Consider the following 18,007-nt stretch of genomic DNA (forward strand, 5'->3'; position numbering starts at 1 on the left):
GGCCTCCGGCAAGGGGCGGGTCAGGACGGCATGAAGGTGAAAGCGGCGGGCAGTCCCGCCGCGCGCGGTGTCCGTTACTGAACCGGGTCGCGGCCCAACGAGGCGAGAACACCGTTCAGAACCTCGACCCCACCGATCTGGTCATAGAACTTGGGCCAGACATTCGTAGTCGCCAGGTCGATGAATTCCTTCTCGTCATCGGCCGGTTTGGTGATCTCCATGCCGCGGCCAACCAGTTCCTCGCGGATCTTGCTTTCCTGCTCACGCAGGAAGGCGGCAGATGCCTGCGTGGCGGCTTCTCCGGCAGCCAGAACATGCTGCTGCTCGTCCTCGGACAGGCTTTCGAACAGCGCCTCGCTGACGATCAGCGGCTCGATCGAGAAGATGTAGCGCAGGTCGGTAATGTACTTCTGGACCTCGTAGAACTTCATCGCGTTCACGGTCATGTAGGGGTTGTCCTGACCGTCCACGACCTTCTGCTGAAGGGCCGCAAAGGTTTCACCCCAAGCCATCGGCGTCGGATTGATGCCCCAGCTCTTGTAGGTCTCGATCATGATCTCGTTCTTGGGAACGCGCACAACCAGACCCTGCAGGTCGGCCACCGTCGATACCGGCTTTTTCGAGTTGGTCAGCACCCGGAAACCGGAATAGCCCCAGCCGATGATGCGCACGCCCGCATCCTCGATGGTCTGCTCGACCATCTGCTGGCCGATCTCGCCCTGCGTGACCTTTTCGGCGTCGTCCTGGCTGAGGATGACATAGGGCAGCGTCAGCGTACCGACCGAGGGCGAGAACGGCGTGATGTTGTTGATCGCCAGGATCGAGAAATCCAGCGTTCCGGTGGCAGCGGCAGTGACGGTGTCCTGTTCGTCGCCAAGCTGGCCATTCACGAACAGCTTGCCGGTCATCGCGCCGCCGCTTTCCTTTTCCAGAGCCTCGACAAACGCCTTGCCAAGTGCTTCCTGCGTGCCGCCTGCACCGTCGCCCACGGCAATGCGATATTCCGTGGCAAACGCTGGAAAGCTGGTCATCAGGCAGATCGCGGTTCCGGCCAGCAGCTTGATTGTCGTCTTCATCGGGCTCCCCTCCCATTCAGCGACCTAATTTGGCAGGTCGCTCCTCGGTGGATAATATTGCCGCAGAGAAGGCTTAGTGATATGTCCAGTTTACGGCGAATATAGGTCCAGATGCCCGGCGTCCTTCCAATCGATGCGATCTTTCTGCGCGATGATGCATTGACACTGCAGGGCCGGCTTGCCGCCGCCATTGTTCGCGCCATTTTGGAGACGCGGGCAAGTCCCGGGGTAAGGCTCCCGTCCAGCCGCAAGCTGGCCCAGGCGATGGGCATTTCGCGCATGACGGTCACGCTTGTCTATCAGGATCTCGTCAGCCAAGGCTATTTGGAAGCCCTGCCCCGGTCCGGAATCGCCATCGCCGCGACGGTGCCGCATCGACGTGTGAATGTCGCCGCCACCGCAGGCGTTCGCACGTTGGACTGGAACGAGTGGCTGTCGGACCAAGCGCTGCCACGGCGCGTTATCCGCAAGCCCAGCAACTGGCGGGAATTCAGATATCCGTTCATTTTTGGTCAGGCAGACCCGACCCTGTTCGATCACAACGCATGGCGCGACTGCGCCCGTCGCGCTTTGGGAACGCGCGACTTTTCCGAGCTGGCTGCCGACAGATACGGTGCGGACGATCCGCTGTTGATCGATTACATCTGCTCGAACACGTTGCCGCGGCGCGGATTTCACGCACAACCCGATGAAGTTCTGGTCACCCTTGGCGCACAGAACGCACTGTTTCTTGCAACCGAACTGCTTGCGCGCGTTGATCGGCTGGCGGTCACAGAGGAACCGGGTTATCCCGATTTCGCCGAGACCTTGCGACGAGCGCGCAGCCCCACCACCTTTTTGCCCGTGGATTCGATCGGGCTGGATCCGGCAATGCTGCCGGCCAATACCCGGCTGATCATCATAACGCCCAGCCATCACATCCCCACGGGAGCGACGATGCCGCTGTCCCGTCGGAGAGAGCTGCTTCTCCGCGCGAACGAGACGGATGCCTTGATCATCGAGGATGATTACGATTTCGAGATGTCCTATCTGGCACCGCCCGCACCCGCGCTGAAGTCATTGGACGGATCCGGCAGGGTTATCTATATCGGCAGCTTTTCAAAGTCACTGTTTCCAGGATTGCGTATCGGATACATGGTCGCCCCTGCCCCATTTATCGCGCGGGCCCGGGCCCTGCGAGCGATCATGCTGCGCCATCCGCCCAGTCACCTGCAACGGATCACGGCCTATTTCTTGGCTTTAGGGCATTATGATGCGCACATCGTCCGCTTGCGCCAGACACTCAAGGAACGGCGGCGGGTTCTCGAAGAAGCGATTGCCATGACCTCGTTGCAGATCGAGGGTGCGGCGACACAGGGCGGTTCCAGCATGTGGCTGAGTGCGCGGGGGACCGACAGCGCTGATCTGGCTGCCAGGTTGCAGGAGAAAAGTGTTCTGATCGAACCAGGCGCAGTGTTCTTTGAAGAGCCGCCGTCGCCCTGCCCTGTGTTTAGACTTGGCTACGCTTCCATCGCAGCAGACCTGATCCCGGAAGGAGTGACCAGAATCGACAGGATGGCGCGGAAGATGGCGCAGGCAGACTGATGATCGAGCGGCACAGTCGGTGCCGGGCGCATGGCCCGGCACCTTCGGCTCTACCGCTCGGATGAGAAATTGGTCTTCAGATAGGTCAGGATGACCTTCTTGGTTTCCTCATCGGGTTCGGCCATGCCCTGCTTTTCGACCATCCAGGTCCAAAGCTCATCCCAGCGGTGATCGGTCACGCGCTGCTGCTTGATGATCTCGGTCGAATGGCAGGCGACACATTGGTAAAAGGTGTCCTCGGCGCCCGGACCATCCGGCAGGCCACCTAACTCCACGTTACCTTCGCCGCCCGTCCCTTCCTCGGGGCGCGCCATCAAGGCCGTCATCGGGTCCAGCGGATCGGCGCCGGCGGGCCTCCCCGCAAGGGCCGTCATCGGATCGGGTTCCGGCGCGGCCAGGGCCAGCCCGGCGCCAAGCGCCAGGACCGCAACAGCACCCGTCCCCATGGCAAATAGATGTTTCATCTCTGCACCCCTTAAGTCAGGCCGTTGCCACAAGCGCGATGCGGTGCTGGATGTTGTTGGCATACCCGCGCGGGTTCCATACCGGCGAGAGGGGCGGCTGACTGATACCGTCGCCGTCGGTGGCACGCGCCCAGACCTCGTAGTAGCCGTGCTGCGGCAGGGTCACGTTCGCGCGCCAGCGTTGCCAGGCAAAGCGGTTGGCGGCAGGTTCCAGCGTGGCTTCCTGCCAGGTCTGACCGAAATCGACCGAGACATGCATGGTTGCGACATTTCCCTTGCCACACCAGGCATGGCCGCGCACCTCGACCTGTTCGCGGGCCTTCACCTCCGTTCCGGTTTCGGGGAAAGTGACAATGGACTTGATCGGCATGTTTGTCAGCACCACCATGTCGCTTTCGGGAACCTCGGTTCCTGGCGCTACGGGATAGGCTGGCAAGCGGTACGAATCGCCAGTCATCTTGGCGCCGTCATGTTCCTTGTCGCGGATCCAGATCCGGTTGAGATATTTCTGAGAGGCCGAGGCCGGATAGCCCGGCACGATCACCCGGAGCGGAAATCCGTGCAAGGCGGACAGCGGCTCTCCGTTCATGGCCCAGGCGATGATCGTATCGCCCTCCATCACCTTCGCGATGGGCGCCCCGCGCGAGATGACTTCCTTTTCCTCGTCTCCGCTCAGGTGAACATCGTTGCTGTAATGGCCGGTATAGACCGCCGTCTTCTTCAGGCCCGCTTCCTTCAGCACGTCGGACAGACGCACACCGGTCCATTCGGGGCAACCAACTGCGCCGACCGTCCATTGGTTGCCCGAGGTTCCGGGTTGGAAGAAGGCGCGGCCGTTGCCGCCGCATTCGATGACCAGACGGCTGGTGACGTTTTCAAAACGCGATTTCAGATCATCAATCGTCAGTTCCAGCGGGTTTTCGACCTCTCCGTCGATGGTCAATGTCCAGTTTTCGGCGTTCTGGTCCAGGGCGGTCTGTGGCACCAGCCCGTTCATGCGAACGAACAGATGTTCGTAGGGGGTGATGTCGTCGTCCAGCAGATGGGCCGGCACTTCCGCATTCAGCGGACGGTCCCCCAAGACAACAAGTCCCTTCTTGCCGGACATCAGATCCATCCCTGTGTCCTGAGCCAAGGCTACTGGAATGATGCCGGCTGGCAGGTTTCGTTCGAACGGAACGGCCATTCCTAGCAGCGCACCCAATGCCGTCAGCCCGGTTGTTTTCATGAATGCACGGCGCGAACTCGAATATTGGTCGCCTCTGCTCTGAGGGTCGGTGGGGTTGGGATCGACGAGCATGATTTCTCCTTGCAGAAGATGGGAATTGCGCCGACAGGGTGTGGCATCAAGACTGCCCTCGGCCTCGGCGCGAAGCTATCGTAAGGAACAACTGGCTCCCGGCGCAGACCTCGGCAGCGGCCGTCTTGGCAGAAAATTCGGCGCGGCCCCTAAGGGCGAAGTTGCTCCGAAGCAAATTCCGCCTGCCACCGCAATGACTGGCGTTGCGGCCGAAGCCGCAGGGTGGACCAGATGGAACGCATCGTCAGGTCTCACGAATGTCTTGCCATGGCGATTGTTCCTCTGTTGCCTGTCGGCACCCGCGACTGGAAGGATTGCATTGCTGCTTGGAGCTTTCTCCTTCCCACCACAGCTTCCGCCCGCAGGGTCACAGCCGAAGAGAGTTTTTATTATATCCAGTTTCCAAAAATTGTAGGTCCAGTTTGGTTTTCGGGACCTTGGCAGATTTCTGATCCCGAATTTGATGGAGCGATCTGGTGCGGATATGGAAACAAGCGCTACGGGCAAGGCTTGGAACCATGCCGTCGCTTGCAGGTGGCTGAATCACTCGGTCCTCTACAAAGGGGCTAATCACTGGTTGACCGACAATTCAACAAGCCGAGGATCAGTGCGGCTTGTCCGCTGGCCGAAGTGGTCAGGTGCCCGCACGGTTTACATGTCATACGCGGTCACGTCGCCCAGCCTCAGTTCGGGAGTGACCAACTATGAGATCAATGAGGCTTTCCACATCCGCAGGGGAATTCTGTCCTATGGGCCCTCGAAGCTGAAGATCGCCAGGCTCCGTTCGCGTTCGTTGACGGCCAGCTTGCGGTTGATGGGCGCATGGGCGCGCGCCGGACAGTTCTGCCGCTCGCACAGATAGCAGTTCAGGCCGATATCGACGGGCTTTGTGCGTCCGAGGTCGATCCCGTCGGCATAGATCAGGCGCGGCGCATAGGCGATGTCGCAGCCAAGCCCGATCGCCAGGCGCTGCGACGGCGCGCCATAGCTGCCGCCCGCGCGAGTGACCGTGCGCGCGATCGAGAAGTAGTTGGCGCTCTCAGGCATGCGGATCACCTGCGTCTGGACCTGGTTGGGCGTCTCGAAGGCCGAATGGATGTTCCACAGGGGGCAACTGCCGCCGAAGCGCGAAAAGGGAAAGCGCCCGGCGCTGAAGCGCTTCGACATGTTGCCGGCCCGGTCCACCCGCACGAAGAAGAACGGGATGCCGCGCGCCTGCGGGCGCTGCAGCGTGGACATGCGGTGGGCCGTCTGTTCGAAGCTGGTGCCGAAGCGGTGGCTCAGCAGCTCGACGTCATAGCGGGTGCTTTCGCAGTCGGTCAGGAAGCGGCCGTAGGGCATCAGCAGCGCGGCGGCGAAGTAATTGGCAAGGCTGACCCGCAGCAGGCCGATCGCGGCAGGATCGACAAGGCCCGCCTCGACGACCAGGGTCGAGATGACATCGTCGGCCTCCAGCTTCTCGGAGAGTGTCAGGTCTTCTGTGTATGACTGATCGGGTTCATGCTTCACCGAAAGGAAGCATGCATGACGATCTCCAAGGAACTTCTGGATGAACTGCTGAAGGGTGTTGAGCGCCCTGAGGATCTGCTCGGCGATGCCGGGCTGATGAAGGAGCTGAAGATCCGCCTGATGGAGCGGATGCTTGGGGCCGAGCTGACCGCGCATCTGGGCTATGAGGAAGGCAAGGAAGCGCCGCCCGGCCAGGCGAACCGGCGCAACGGCTCATCGACGAAGGTGCTGAAGGGCCAGGACGGCGAACTGCCGGTAGCCGTGCCCCGTGACCGCGACAGCAGCTTCGAGCCGGAGCTGGTGAAGAAGGGCCAGACCCGCATTGATGGCATGGATGACAAGATCATCGGGCTCTATGCCGCCGGGCTGACGGTGCGCGACATCCAGGCGCATCTGCTCGATCTTTACGGCCTGAAGGTCTCCCCCGACCTGATCAGCCGCGTCACTGACGAGGTTCGGGAATGGCAAGGCCGGGCACTGGTATTAAGACTCCTGCCTGAAAACAGTGCGTGATGGTAGCTGGTCATCGTACAGGAACTCTGTTGGAAGCCCCTTCTGGCCTTGCCTGAAGGGGCTTCTGCCATCTACCTCGATCGGCTTACGGGACCTTGGCGCTTTCTTGCGTAGGCATATAAAGATCGCCGCCGTCGCGGTACCTTTCGGCCATCGCATTCATGCCCACCTGTGCCCGCGCTTCGTCGCGGATGTCGTGGCTGATCCTCATCGAGCAGAACCTGGGCCCGCACATCGAACAGAAATGCGCCAGCTTGTGGGCCTCCTTCGGTAGGGTCTGATCATGGAACGCGCGGGCTGTGTCCGGATCCAGCGACAGATTGAACTGGTCCTCCCACCGGAACTCGAAACGGGCGCGCGACAGTGCATCGTCGCGCAGCTTCGCGGCCGGGTGGCCCTTTGCCAGATCGGCGGCGTGAGCGGCGATCTTGTAGGTGATGACGCCGGTCTTGACGTCGTCCCGGTCGGGCAGGCCCAGATGTTCCTTGGGCGTGACATAGCAAAGCATGGCCGTGCCGAACCAGCCGATCATGGCGGCGCCGATGCCCGACGTGATGTGGTCATAGCCCGGCGCGATGTCGGTGGTCAGAGGCCCAAGCGTGTAGAAGGGCGCCTCGCCGCAGATCGCCAGCTGCTTGTCCATGTTCTCCTTGATCTTGTGCATCGGCACATGCCCGGGTCCTTCGATCATGACTTGGCAGTCGTGCTGCCACGCGATCCGGGTCAGCTCGCCCAGGGTCTCCAGTTCGGCGAACTGCGCTGCGTCATTGGCGTCCGCGATGGAACCGGGGCGCAGCCCGTCGCCCAGGCTGAAGGTCACGTCATAAGCGCGGGCAATTGCGCAGATCTCCTCGAAATGCTCGTAAAGGAAGCTTTCGCGGTGGTGGTGCAGGCACCACTTGGCCATGATTGATCCGCCCCGGCTGACGATGCCGGTGACGCGATCCACGGTCAGCGGAATGTGCCGCAGCCGCACCCCCGCATGGATGGTGAAATAGTCCACTCCCTGCTCGGCCTGCTCGATCAGCGTGTCGCGGAAGATCTCCCATGTCAGGTCCTCGGCGATGCCGCCAACCTTCTCCAAGGCCTGGTAGATCGGCACCGTGCCGATGGGCACGGGCGCGTTGCGGATGATCCACTCGCGAATGTTGTGGATGTTGCGACCCGTTGACAGGTCCATCACCGTATCCGCGCCCCAGCGGATCGCCCAGACCATCTTGTCGACCTCTTCCGCCATCGACGAGGTGACGGCCGAGTTGCCAATGTTGGCATTGATCTTCACCAGGAAGTTCCGCCCGATCGCCGTCGGCTCCAGTTCGGGGTGGTTGATGTTGGCAGGGATGACCGCGCGGCCCCGCGCCACCTCGTCGCGCACAAATTCGGGGGTGACAAAATCGGGGATGGCCGCACCGAAGTTTTCGCCATCACGCGCCATCTTCTCTCGCATGGCTGCGCGGCCGAGGTTCTCGCGGATGGCGACGAACTCCATTTCAGGCGTGATGATGCCGGCACGGGCATAGGCGATCTGAGTCACGGCCCGCCCCTGCTTTGCGCGCAGCGGCCGGCGCCGGGCGGGGAAGGCGGGTGTCAGCCGATCCGCCGGCACGAAACCATTATCCGCCGGCTGCACATGGCGTCCCTCATAGGCCTCCGTGTCACCGCGTGCTGCGAGCCAAGCTTCGCGCAGGCGCGGCAGGCCCTGCTCTATGGAAATCTGGGTGTTCTGATCGGTATAGGGTCCGGAGCTGTCATAGACCGTCACGGGCGGCTCGCCCGCGCTCGGATGCAGCGCGATCTCGCGCATCGGCACCCGCAGGTCGGGATGGAGAACACCGGGCTTGAACACCTTGGTGGACGCGGGAAGCGGGCCGGTGGTCACGGTAGGAGTGGAAAGGTCGGTCATGTCAGGCTCCTTGCCTTGCAAGCATCGGAGACCCAGCATGCTGGAAGGGGGAAGGAATGCCGCCAACGCACAGCCGCAGGCCGGCCGCAAGAGCATCCGCACCGTCCCTACGCCAGTATGAACTGGATCAGGTTCATAGGGTCCCTGCGCTGCCTTGCGGCCCAGCAGTATCTCAGTTCCTCGGCGGAACACCCCTGGTGAGGCCCTCATCCTTGCGGACAACAAAGGTCATGTCAACGTCATTCGACAGTAGATAAGGACACTACCTCCATACAAAGAAACACTCTGTCGCCTTTAGCAGTCTCATTGCGGAACATCATCAAGACAATGCAAGTTGGGCCATTGCCGAACATGTCTAGCGCTTTAAAGCTTTTCCTGCAAAATTGACGTAATGATGCAGGTCCATCCCTAGGGTCAGTCCCTATAAACATCAGATCCAGAATAGGACGAGGGCTGCGAGGATGATGGCGTTGAGGAAGATGTCTCCGCATCTCTCGTAACGCGTAGCAATGCCGCGCCAGTCCTTCAGGCGACCGAAGGCATTCTCGATGCGGTATCGCTGCCGGTAGAGGCGCTTGTTGTATCTGGCAGGTTTCCTGCGCTTCTTCCGGGGTGAGATGCAGGGGCGGATGCCACGGTCCTCAAGGCCATCGCGCAACCAGTCGGCATCATACGCCTTGTCGCCCAAAAAACGCTTAGCCGGCGGCAGATGGCGCAAGAGCACGAGGGAGCCACGACTGTCGGCCATCTGCCCCGGCGAGAGGAAGAAGTTCAGCGGCCGGCCCTTACCATCGCTGAGCATGTGCAGCTTGGAGTTCAGGCCGCCTTTCGTGCGTCCGATCGCCCGAGGATGATCCCTTTTTTTCGCAGGCTTGCTGCGGTGCGGTGTGCTTTCAGGAATGTGCTGTCGATCATCAGCGTGTCGCCTTGGACGCCTGGCTGCGCCAGTTCCTAAAATATCCTGGCGAAGATGCCCATCCGGGCCCAGCGGGCGAAGCGGGCGAAGCGGTTATACAGGGTCTTGTAGGAGCCATAGACCGCTGGCGCCTCTTGCCATCGTAGACCGTTTCGCTTGACGTAGATGATGCCGCTCAGCACCTTGCAGTCGTCGGATCGGGCGCGCCCTCGCACCTTGGGAAAGAAGGGCCGCATGCGACGCATCTGCTCCGCGCTCAGCCAAACGTATCTTTTGCTTCTCTGGTTCATGGTCAGTGTGGATCAGCCAACGTGCTGGCATGCAAGCGAAATTTATAGGGACTGACCCTAGCGTCGCAGGGGCAATGTTTCGAAAGTGGACCGAAGAGTAGGGGCGCCTATTTCATTTATCTTAGCGCCAAAAAAAAGAGCATTGCGGCTCGGATCAGGTAAAAGCAGCCAGATTTGGCAGACTGTTCCAGAATACCTCCACAACTGGGCTGTGGCGCCCCGGCTGACGAATTTTGTACAGGTGACGAAATCCCGGAGGATCGCCCGGCTTGATAAACAACAGGCTCCCATCTGTATCTCGAATTGTGCTTTTGGGAAGAATAGTCGCACCTAGGCCTGCTCGGACGAAGGCTAAGAGCGCCGTCGTATTTCGCGCCTCAAGAGTGGAATGCAACATAAGATTCTGCACAAAAGGGCTTTGCACCAGATTGCATAGCGTATTGACAATCAGGCGCTCAAGGCCAAGCAGTTCCCAGCTGATCTCGCCTGATGCTGCTGCATCTGCAATAGCGCCATCGGAGCGACATACGATCCCCAAAGGCGTCCGCTCGATGAGCTGTCCTTCGACTGCGTCCTCGGGTGTGGCAGAAATTATTCCGATATCTGCCTCGTCATAGCGAATGCGCCTTCGGACGGCGGCGCTGTCAACATCGCTGATCTCAAGCTGAACGTCCGGTCGTTTTTGCTGAAAGCTCGCGATAATAGGCGGCAACAGACTTACTGTTGCAGATGGAACAGCAGCGATCCGCACCGATCCAGCCGCAGAAGTCGCAAAGCGTCTGATAGCCTTGACACTGCGATCAAATGCCTCATTGGCGCGACGACTTTCCTCCAAGACCAGAACACCTAGCGGAGTCAGCCGGTTCTTGCGCCCGGCCTCAAAAAGAGTGCCACCCACCTCTTCTTCCAACTGCAACAGCATCATCGATACGGCGGAAGGCGTCCGCCCTAGAACTGCTGCTGCGCGACTCAGAGATCCCTGCTGAGCTGTGACTTGGAAGACCCGAAGTGCCTCAAGCTTCATTTCAGTTTTCCTTAATTAAATTGCAGAACTTCAAGATTGCCTGAATCGCTATCGCTGTCTACTGCAGACGGAACACGAAGCGAGGCGCTATGACCCAGAACACGCAACTTTACATCGACGGCAGCTGGCAGGCTGGCAGGACCACGGTGGAAAACCGCAATCCTTCGGATGTGACGGATTTGATCGGACATTATGCGCAAGCTGACGCTGATCAACTGGATCAGGCACTGGATGCCGCCGCTCGTGCCCAGCAAATCTGGTGGGCAGCCGGTATCCAGAAGCGGCACGATGTCCTGATGGCGATCGGTGTTGAACTGATGACGCGCGCCGAGGAAATTGGGCGCATTATTGCGCGAGAAGAAGGCAAGCCCTTGGCCGAGGGCAAGGGCGAGGCCTATCGCGCCGGCCAGTTCTTCACCTACTATGCGGGGGAATGCCTGCGCAACCAGGGTGATCTGTCCGAGAGTGTGCGCTCCGGCATCGAGATCGACGTGCGGCGCGAACCTGTGGGCGTGGTGGCAATCATCAGTCCGTGGAACTTTCCGGTCGCAACGCCGGCGTGGAAGATCGCGCCCGCTCTTGCCTATGGCAACGCGGTCGTCTGGAAGCCCGCGAACATCACGCCCGCAAGTGCAGTCGCGCTGACCGAGATCATTGCACGTCAAGATATCCCTGCGGGACTGTTCAACATGGTGCTCGGGTCGGGGCGCGATGTGGGTCAGAGGCTGGTCGAGAGCGCCAAGGTCGATGCGATCAGCTTTACCGGGTCGGTCGGGGTTGGTCGCGGAATTGCAGCGTCTGCCATGTCGAACATGACCAAGGTGCAGATGGAGATGGGGTCCAAGAACCCGATGCTCATCATGGACGACTGTGATCTGGAACTGGCAGTAACACATGCGACAGGCGCCGCCTTTGGCGGAACGGGGCAGAAATGCACGGCCGCAAGCCGTCTGATCGTGCATTCCGCTGTTCACGATGCCTTCGTCGAAAAGCTGGTTGCGGCGGCCAAGGCACTCAAGGTTGGCCATGCGCTTGAGGAAGGGACGCAGCTTGGCCCCGTGGTCAGCGACACCCAGCTTGCGCAGAACCTCGACTACATCGCCAAGGGCCGGGCTGAGGGGGCGGAGCTTTTGTGCGGCGGCGACCGGCTGGAGCGCGACACCGATGGCTATTTCATGGCTCCCGCTGTCTTTGCCGGGACGCGCAACGACATGGTCATCAACCGCGAGGAGATGTTTGCCCCCATCACCTGTGTCATCAAGGCCGACAGCTATGCTGAGGCCTTGTCCATCGCCAATGACAGCCAGTTTGGCCTGACTGCCGGCATCATGACCCGGAGCCTGTCGCGCGCTAGTCATTTCCGGGCCAACATGCGGGCAGGTTGCGTCATGGTGAACCTTCCCACGGCTGGAACCGACTATCATGTTCCCTTCGGCGGCCGCGGCGCGTCCAGCTTTGGCCCGCGCGAACAAGGTCGCTACGCGGCCGAGTTTTACACCACGGTCAAGACCGCCTACGTCGCCTCCGGGGTGCCGGAATGACACCGCTGATCGACGGGCTGCAATACGCAAACTGGTCCGAAAAGATCTTCCGTCAAATGCGAGCTGGCGGCGTCGATGCGATCCACGTGACCATCACCTATCACGAGACGTTCCGCGAAACGGTGCAGGTGATCGAACGCTGGAACCGGTGGTTCGAACAGTTTTCCGACCTGATCTTCCAGGGCCGGACCGCCGCCGATGTTCAACGAGCCCGTGACACGGGTCGCACCGCGATCTTTTTCGGATCTCAGAACCCCTCCTGCATCGAGGACGACATCGGGCTTGTCGAGGTGTTGCACACCCTTGGCTTGCGCTTCATGCAGCTGACCTACAACAATCAGTCGTTGTTGGCATCCGGCTGCTACGAAACCGTCGACAGCGGGTTGACCCGCATGGGCCGCGCTGTTGTTGCCGAGATGAACCGCGTTGGCCTGGTCGTGGACATGAGCCATTCGGGCGAACGCTCGACCTTCGAGGCTATCGAACATTCCACGCGACCAATCACTATCAGCCACGCCAACCCTCACGCTTGGCATCCGGCACTTCGAAACAAGTCTGACACGCTGCTGCGCGCGCTTGGCGCCTCGGGCGGGTTTTTGGGCCTGTCGGTCTATCCCCACCATCTGAAGAACGGCAGTGCCTGTACCCTGCAGGAATGGTGCGACATGGTGGCGCGCGCCGTAGACCTTGTCGGACCCATGCAGGTGGGGATCGGAACGGATTTGTGCCAGGACCAGCCTGACAGCATCGTGGAATGGATGCGTTCGGGCCGCTGGACCAAGGCGATCGATTACGGCGAGGGCAGCGCCGATGCGCCCGGATTTCCTCCGATGCCCGGCTGGTTCAACGACAATCGCGACTTTGGAAAACTGCGGTCCGGCCTGACGGCTGCCGGGCTTGATAAACAGATCGTTGAGGGCGTCATGGGCGCCAATTGGCATCGGTTCTTCGACATCAGCTTCGGCCCCGCACAGGAGCAGCGGGATCCGGCCTACCGCGCAGCGGAATAGCGCGCGGACTTATCATATGCGTTCGGGGAGGAACGTCATGACGCACATTGCGACATCGGAGGAGCAGACCACGCTTGGCAGGGTCAACAAGCCCCTCTTTGCGCTTTCGGGAGGGTTCATCCTTCTTTTCTGCCTTTATGCCCTGGTTGACATCGACGGGCTTTCAGCCTTGGTCGATATGGGCTTTGCGGTCTCGGCGCGCTACTTTGGGCTCTACTGGCAGATTCTGCTTTTGGCGACCTTTCTCATCAGTCTTGTCCTCTGCGTTCTGCCGGGTGGCCGAACCATCATGGGGGGGCTTGCCCGTCCCGAATTCAAGACCTTCAACTGGGCATCGATGATCATGTGTACACTGCTGGCGGGCGGCGGTGTTTTCTGGGCTGCAGGCGAGCCGATTGCGCACTTCTTGGCAACACCGCCGGTTTTTGGCAATGCGCCCGCGGACATGCAGGCCCGTGCCAACATGGCCTTGGCCCAAAGCTTTCTGCATTGGGGCTTTCTTGCCTGGGCAATCCTTGGCTCGCTGACCAGCGTCATGCTGATGCATTACCATTATGACAAGGGCTTGCCGCTGGCCCCGCGTACACTGCTCTACCCGGTCTTCGGCGAGCGCGCGATCCATGGGCCGATCGGATTGATCGCGGACGCGACCTGCATTATCGCCGTGGTCGCCGGAACCGTGGGACCGATCGGGTTCCTGGGTCTTCAGATGTCCTATGGCCTCAGCGCGCTGACCGGTCTTCCCGATACGTTTGCAACGCAGGCGGTCATGATCATGGCCCTTGTGACGCTTTACACACTTTCGGCGATTTCGGGCCTGGCCAAGGGCATCCAGATCCTTTCCAGCTTCAACGTTATCCTCGCCCTGGCGCTGCTGGTGTTTCTTCTGGTCTTCGGGCCGACCTCGGACATGCTCGGCGGCTTTCTCGGCGGCATGGGAGTTTACGTCCAGAACTTTTTCCAGATGGCTATGTATCGCGGGGATGCGGGCGTCTTTGGCGATCCGGGCTGGTTGGGCTGGTGGACGGTATTCTTCTGGGGCTGGTTCATGGGTTACGGTCCGCTGATGGCGATCTTCATCGCCCGTGTCAGCCGGGGCCGCTCCATCCGCCAGATCGTGATGATGCTGTCGATCGTGGCCCCACTGATCACGAACTTCTGGTTCACCATTATTGGCGGATCGGGCGTATCATTTGAGATCGCCACCCCAGGAATAATCTCAGGTCCGTTCGAGGGCTTCAACTTGCCCGCCGCCCTTCTGGCGATCACCAATGCGATGCCTGCCGGCTTGATCCTGTCGATCCTGTTTCTGGTCCTGACCATGATCTTCGTTGCCACCACCAGTGACTCCATGAGCTACGTCATCTCGGCCTCGATGTCGGAAGGCGAGCCCTCGGTGGCGCTCAGAGCCTTCTGGGGGATCGCGATGGGGATCATGGCGCTGATCCTTATTTCGACAGGCTCCGGCGGGATCGGTAAGCTGCAAAGCTTTATCGTCGTCACCGCAGTTCCTGTGTCGATCATCCTGCTGCCATCGCTGTGGGATGCAGTGCGGATCACCTTGATGCTGGGGCGCCGGTAAACGCTCGCAAGAAACAAAGGCGGGCGTCATCGTCCGCCTCTTCGGCCTTACGGACTTTGGGAAGGGAACACGATGAACTGCATCAGCCTGGATCCGGCAATTGACACCACAGCATTCCGCCGGTCGCCTGATCAGGTCATGCGGCTGAAGCGAATGGGCTCCGCTCATCCCACGCGTTTGTCGTTCCTGCGCCAGATGCTGCGCCGGATGGAAACCGAAAGCTGGCGCTTCGACCGCCCGCTATGGGAGGTCGATGACAAGGGCGTTGGTCGTGCCGTGTATCGCGCGATCGGTCCGGTCCGCACCTACAGCCTTGTCGCGTTCTCCCATGAGTTGCCCGACGACATGCGTTCTGACCGGGTGATTGCCACCGCTTGGGACGCCACATTTGCCCTGTTTGATGGCGATCCCACCCTCGAAGACCTGCAGCGCTTGGCAGCCAATGTTCCTTTGCAGGAAGCGGGTCGGATTTCACCTCGCGAACTGACGCTTAGCCGAGCCAACCGTTCGGTCAGGCTGTTTGCGCATGTGGTTGACCGGCTGTCCCAGGGATTGCAGCCCGACCCTGCCGAAATAGCCGCGGTAGGCTATCTGATGCGCACCACGGCCGTGTATGGCGCAGGCAAGTTCGGAGCGGCTGACCGCGCCCTGATCGCACAGCGCGATGAATTGTCCAGTCCGTTTCAGGCAGAAATGCTGACAGTCTGGCTGATCCGCAGCTTTTGCGCGGACTTGGTTGACCATCTGGCCGCAGCCAGAGGCGGAGTGAAGGCCGTCCGAATGGAAGACAAGGTTCGTCGCAGCCTCGGGGTAGGCAACTCTACCGGTCTGGGAATGGCACCGTTTCTGGTGCGTCACCCTGTTCTGCTGAACAACTGGATGGAGGCGCGGGAAGAGGCCTTGGCGCGAGTCCGCGCGCAACCCATGCCTAGTGCCGAAGCGGTTCAGGGATTGCGTGACGCATTTGATGCCTTTCGCAAGAACGCCAGCCTGTGGCGGTCCGATCACCCCCTCCAAACCACCAAATTGGCCGAGTTGCGCGCCGACCTTGAAAAAGTGGCGGAAAAGCTCGCTGGCTGGCCAAGACCCGAGGCCCATCCGTGGAACGCCCTTTGGAAATGGGGGGAAGCGGAGCTGACCCTGGAAGGACAGGAGGCTCTTCTATCCATGATGCTCGAGCCCCATGGTCCCCTGATCGATGCGCTTGGCGATCGCATGTCCGCTGACGAGGGGCAAACTCAGCGCATCGATGGCTCGATGACAATCGCGGCGCTGCGGCGCGTTCTGCGCGACACTTACCAGTGGGCGTTGGATATCGACTTTTCAGATCCGGCAAACACGGCCCGGTTCTGGTATGTGTCCGAGGAAAAGCTGGAACCGCGCCTCGGGTATCGTCAAATCGAGGATGGCGCTGCCCTTGAGCAGCCACTTTGCATCGCACGTCTGATCAGGGAGTTGCACGACGCTCTGGAAAGGCATGAGGGGGATGGATCGGTAGCCGACTTTCTGATGCACCATCCAGAACACCGTTTCATCCTGCGGCGCGTGCAGATCGCCATGCACCACCCTTTTGCAGAGATCCGGGACAATCTGATCAGTGCCGAGATGCTGCCGATCGACATGATGCGTTGCAAGCTGGCCTTCTTTGGCGCCAGCCGCTTTGATCCACGGTCCGACAAGTGGGTGCGCATCAGCCTGTTCCAAGGCATGCCCTACCCTGACGATCTTGATGGAAAGAGCCTGCAATGAGGACAACCGAAGCTCATGACCCAACGGCATCGGCTACCCGATATCCAGCAGTTTCTCCCGCTCGGACTTGCTTGTCGCAGAACGAGATCGAGACCCTGTGCCTCAAGGCTGCACGTGGCGCCGGCATGGCTTGGGGCATGGCCGAAGAAGCAGCCTTTGCGGCTGCATGGCTCTCCGGAATGGGTATTGATGGTCCGTCTCTTCTGTTGCGACATCTACTGAAGCTGGATGCGACCGGCGGCATCCCTGTAATTTCCAAAGGGCAATGGACAGCAACGACCAGCGGCGCCCTGTGTCCGATCGCAGTCGGTGTTGCTTTGGATGATCGGGCAAAGCTTGATGACGGACCTTGTTCAGGGGCAGTCACCATCGCAGCGGTGCAATACCCCTGCCTGACCGTACCCTTTCTGTGGCGCATGGCCCGAGCAATTCATACGCCGCTTCGGCTGGAATGGGATTACGGCGCCGTAAGCATTGTCGACACTGGAGACCTCGATAACAACGATCTGTCGCTTCTGTTATCGATAAAGCAGTGCAGGCTCAGGATTACTCCTGTCACGGGAAAGGCATCCGACAGACCACCAGTCACATCTACTCCGGTGAAGATGCTGGCCCTGTCGGCAGCCACGCTTGGGGAGCTGAATGCTTTGGCGATGCGCACGACTGTGCCTGCCTCTGACGCCTCGCGAAGAGGTGCCGGCGCCACGACCAACGACAATGATTAACCTGAAAGGACAGACTATGGACATGACCCGGATAAACCCTGGCCCGCGCATGAGTGAAGCCGTCATCGTTGGTGATATCGTTTTCCTTGCCGGACAGGTGCCCAACGATCTGACTGCAGACATCACCGTGCAAACCCGGCAGGTCCTGGCAAATATCGATACGGTGATGGCGGGCATCGGCGGCTCCAAGGCTGACATTGCTTCGGTCCAGGTCTGGTTGTCCGATATGGCAGACTTCGCGGGAATGAACGCTGTTTGGGACGAATGGGTGGATCGGGCCAATCCGCCTGCCCGCGCGACCGGCGGTGTACCCCTCGCTCGCAAAGGAATGCGGGTCGAGATGATCGTGGTGGCACGGAGACCGCAAAACGGGTGAAGCATTTGTCAGCATCATGCTACCTTTCCGTCTTGCTGATCTAGTTTTGCTCAGAAGCGCTCAACTACGATCTCGCTCTCATCAGCCATGGCGGCGTAGCACGTGAAGTCAGTCTTCAAGCTATCAGGCGCGCTCACGACCATCGTGTCGAAATCTTGAGCGTGTCCTGAAAGCAGGCGCACACCCATCCTTGGGAAGAAGCCTTTGGTTGAAACGTCATTCAAAAGATCGTTCATAAATACCCCGAACAAAGCTGTACGGTTTCATGGCATGCTGCCTTTCAGCTGAGGAAGTGGAGACCGGCGACGACAAAGACGCCCAGGAAGATGGTTTCGGCGACGATCAGGCCGATGGCTGCGCCGCCGACGTCGAGCATCCGCTTGAGCGAAGTCTTGATGCCCACGGCGGCGATGGCGATCAGCAGCGCCCAGCGGCTGAGAACGCC

15 protein-coding genes, 3 pseudogenes and 1 riboswitch are annotated in these 18,007 nt (G+C 60.3%); of the genes and pseudogenes, 9 read left to right on the forward strand and 9 right to left on the reverse strand.

All coding sequences use genetic code 11. The features are described 5' to 3' along the window. Positions 1-74: 74 nt before the first annotated feature. The gene (locus J0F76_RS07040) at positions 75-1,076 is read right to left on the reverse strand and encodes a TRAP transporter substrate-binding protein (protein WP_207467225.1); all 1,002 of its coding nucleotides are present in this window, start codon (positions 1,074-1,076) and stop codon (positions 75-77) included. A gap of 111 nt (positions 1,077-1,187) precedes the next feature. Between J0F76_RS07040 and pdxR the strand changes: the two genes are divergently transcribed. Further along, the gene (gene pdxR, locus J0F76_RS07045; RefSeq protein ID WP_207467227.1) at positions 1,188-2,660 is read left to right on the forward strand and encodes a MocR-like pyridoxine biosynthesis transcription factor PdxR; all 1,473 of its coding nucleotides are present in this window, start codon (positions 1,188-1,190) and stop codon (positions 2,658-2,660) included. A gap of 50 nt (positions 2,661-2,710) precedes the next feature. Here the strand turns inward: pdxR and J0F76_RS07050 are convergent, their stop codons facing one another. Beyond that, positions 2,711-3,124: a cytochrome C-552 gene (locus J0F76_RS07050; protein ID WP_207467229.1), complete on the reverse strand. Its 414-nt coding sequence runs from the start codon at positions 3,122-3,124 to the stop codon at positions 2,711-2,713. A 16-nt stretch (positions 3,125-3,140) separates the two neighbouring features. Continuing rightward, a complete protein-coding gene (locus tag J0F76_RS07055) occupies positions 3,141-4,424 on the reverse strand; it encodes a sulfite oxidase (protein ID WP_207467231.1) in 1,284 nt (427 codons plus the stop codon). A gap of 231 nt (positions 4,425-4,655) precedes the next feature. Here J0F76_RS07055 and J0F76_RS07060 point away from each other — a divergent pair, with 231 nt between their 5' ends. After that, entirely contained in the window at positions 4,656-4,994 is a 339-nt protein-coding gene (locus J0F76_RS07060; protein WP_207467233.1) for a hypothetical protein, read from the forward strand. Positions 4,995-5,171: 177 nt separating this feature from the next. Here J0F76_RS07060 and J0F76_RS07065 read toward each other — a convergent pair whose 3' ends face one another. Continuing rightward, positions 5,172-5,933: a helix-turn-helix domain-containing protein gene (locus J0F76_RS07065; RefSeq protein ID WP_341351564.1), complete on the reverse strand. Its 762-nt coding sequence runs from the start codon at positions 5,931-5,933 to the stop codon at positions 5,172-5,174. Positions 5,934-5,948: 15 nt separating this feature from the next. Between J0F76_RS07065 and J0F76_RS07070 the strand changes: the two are divergent. Beyond that, positions 5,949-6,413 (forward strand): annotated as a pseudogene (locus J0F76_RS07070) (transposase); the annotation flags it as partial. Between the two features lie 118 nt (positions 6,414-6,531). Here J0F76_RS07070 and thiC read toward each other — a convergent pair. From thiC to J0F76_RS07085, 3 genes and pseudogenes are all read right to left on the reverse strand, one after another. Next, positions 6,532-8,349, reverse strand: a complete 1,818-nt coding sequence (gene thiC / locus J0F76_RS07075; RefSeq protein ID WP_207467234.1) for a phosphomethylpyrimidine synthase ThiC — start codon at positions 8,347-8,349, stop codon at positions 6,532-6,534. 86 nt (positions 8,350-8,435) lie between these two features. Next, positions 8,436-8,555, reverse strand: a riboswitch (TPP riboswitch). 224 nt (positions 8,556-8,779) lie between these two features. After that, positions 8,780-9,555 (reverse strand): annotated as a pseudogene (locus tag J0F76_RS07080) (IS5 family transposase). Positions 9,556-9,709: 154 nt separating this feature from the next. Continuing rightward, complete coding sequence (locus J0F76_RS07085; protein ID WP_207467236.1) at positions 9,710-10,579, reverse strand: LysR family transcriptional regulator; 870 nt, start codon at positions 10,577-10,579, stop codon at positions 9,710-9,712. An 89-nt stretch (positions 10,580-10,668) separates the two neighbouring features. Here J0F76_RS07085 and J0F76_RS07090 point away from each other — a divergent pair, with 89 nt between their 5' ends. The 6 genes from J0F76_RS07090 (at position 10,669) to J0F76_RS07115 (ending at position 17,562) form a co-directional block, all read left to right on the forward strand. Then, positions 10,669-12,120, forward strand: a complete 1,452-nt coding sequence (locus J0F76_RS07090) for an aldehyde dehydrogenase family protein (RefSeq protein ID WP_207467238.1) — start codon at positions 10,669-10,671, stop codon at positions 12,118-12,120. Continuing rightward, positions 12,117-13,130, forward strand: coding sequence for a membrane dipeptidase (locus J0F76_RS07095; RefSeq protein WP_080622215.1), 1,014 nt, complete (start codon positions 12,117-12,119; stop codon positions 13,128-13,130). The genes J0F76_RS07090 and J0F76_RS07095 overlap by 4 nt, the downstream gene beginning before the upstream one ends. Before the next feature lie 37 nt (positions 13,131-13,167). Continuing rightward, a complete protein-coding gene (locus J0F76_RS07100) occupies positions 13,168-14,712 on the forward strand; it encodes a BCCT family transporter (protein WP_207467240.1) in 1,545 nt (514 codons plus the stop codon). A 72-nt stretch (positions 14,713-14,784) separates the two neighbouring features. Then, complete coding sequence (locus J0F76_RS07105; RefSeq protein WP_207467242.1) at positions 14,785-16,461, forward strand: hypothetical protein; 1,677 nt, start codon at positions 14,785-14,787, stop codon at positions 16,459-16,461. A 71-nt stretch (positions 16,462-16,532) separates the two neighbouring features. Then, positions 16,533-17,186 (forward strand): DUF3726 domain-containing protein, encoded by a 654-nt coding sequence (locus J0F76_RS07110; protein ID WP_207467244.1) that lies wholly within the window; start codon positions 16,533-16,535, stop codon positions 17,184-17,186. Between the two features lie 16 nt (positions 17,187-17,202). Then, a complete protein-coding gene (locus J0F76_RS07115; RefSeq protein WP_207467246.1) occupies positions 17,203-17,562 on the forward strand; it encodes a RidA family protein in 360 nt (119 codons plus the stop codon). A gap of 50 nt (positions 17,563-17,612) precedes the next feature. Here J0F76_RS07115 and J0F76_RS07120 read toward each other — a convergent pair whose 3' ends face one another. Further along, complete coding sequence (locus tag J0F76_RS07120) at positions 17,613-17,798, reverse strand: hypothetical protein (protein WP_207467248.1); 186 nt, start codon at positions 17,796-17,798, stop codon at positions 17,613-17,615. A 44-nt stretch (positions 17,799-17,842) separates the two neighbouring features. Continuing rightward, positions 17,843-18,007, reverse strand: a pseudogene (locus J0F76_RS20880) (putative sulfate exporter family transporter); the annotation flags it as partial.

It is taken from the genome of Paracoccus fontiphilus, from assembly GCF_017356265.1.
GTDB classification, from domain to species: domain Bacteria; phylum Pseudomonadota; class Alphaproteobacteria; order Rhodobacterales; family Rhodobacteraceae; genus Paracoccus; species Paracoccus fontiphilus.

What these genes read in the sequence shown, in the direction of transcription:
- J0F76_RS07120 (WP_207467248.1), bottom strand. Translation starts at nt 17,798, where the DNA reads ATGAACGATCTTTTGAATGACGTTTCAACCAAAGGCTTCTTCCCAAGG.
- J0F76_RS07055 (WP_207467231.1), bottom strand. Translation starts at nt 4,424, where the DNA reads ATGCTCGTCGATCCCAACCCCACCGACCCTCAGAGCAGAGGCGACCAA.
- J0F76_RS07060 (WP_207467233.1), top strand. Translation starts at nt 4,656, where the DNA reads ATGGAACGCATCGTCAGGTCTCACGAATGTCTTGCCATGGCGATTGTT.
- J0F76_RS07105 (WP_207467242.1), top strand. Translation starts at nt 14,785, where the DNA reads ATGAACTGCATCAGCCTGGATCCGGCAATTGACACCACAGCATTCCGC.
- thiC (WP_207467234.1), bottom strand. Translation starts at nt 8,349, where the DNA reads ATGACCGACCTTTCCACTCCTACCGTGACCACCGGCCCGCTTCCCGCG.
- J0F76_RS07090 (WP_207467238.1), top strand. Translation starts at nt 10,669, where the DNA reads ATGACCCAGAACACGCAACTTTACATCGACGGCAGCTGGCAGGCTGGC.
- J0F76_RS07115 (WP_207467246.1), top strand. Translation starts at nt 17,203, where the DNA reads ATGGACATGACCCGGATAAACCCTGGCCCGCGCATGAGTGAAGCCGTC.
- J0F76_RS07100 (WP_207467240.1), top strand. Translation starts at nt 13,168, where the DNA reads ATGACGCACATTGCGACATCGGAGGAGCAGACCACGCTTGGCAGGGTC.
- J0F76_RS07040 (WP_207467225.1), bottom strand. Translation starts at nt 1,076, where the DNA reads ATGAAGACGACAATCAAGCTGCTGGCCGGAACCGCGATCTGCCTGATG.
- J0F76_RS07050 (WP_207467229.1), bottom strand. Translation starts at nt 3,124, where the DNA reads ATGAAACATCTATTTGCCATGGGGACGGGTGCTGTTGCGGTCCTGGCG.
- pdxR (WP_207467227.1), top strand. Translation starts at nt 1,188, where the DNA reads ATGCCCGGCGTCCTTCCAATCGATGCGATCTTTCTGCGCGATGATGCA.
- J0F76_RS07085 (WP_207467236.1), bottom strand. Translation starts at nt 10,579, where the DNA reads ATGAAGCTTGAGGCACTTCGGGTCTTCCAAGTCACAGCTCAGCAGGGA.
- J0F76_RS07095 (WP_080622215.1), top strand. Translation starts at nt 12,117, where the DNA reads ATGACACCGCTGATCGACGGGCTGCAATACGCAAACTGGTCCGAAAAG.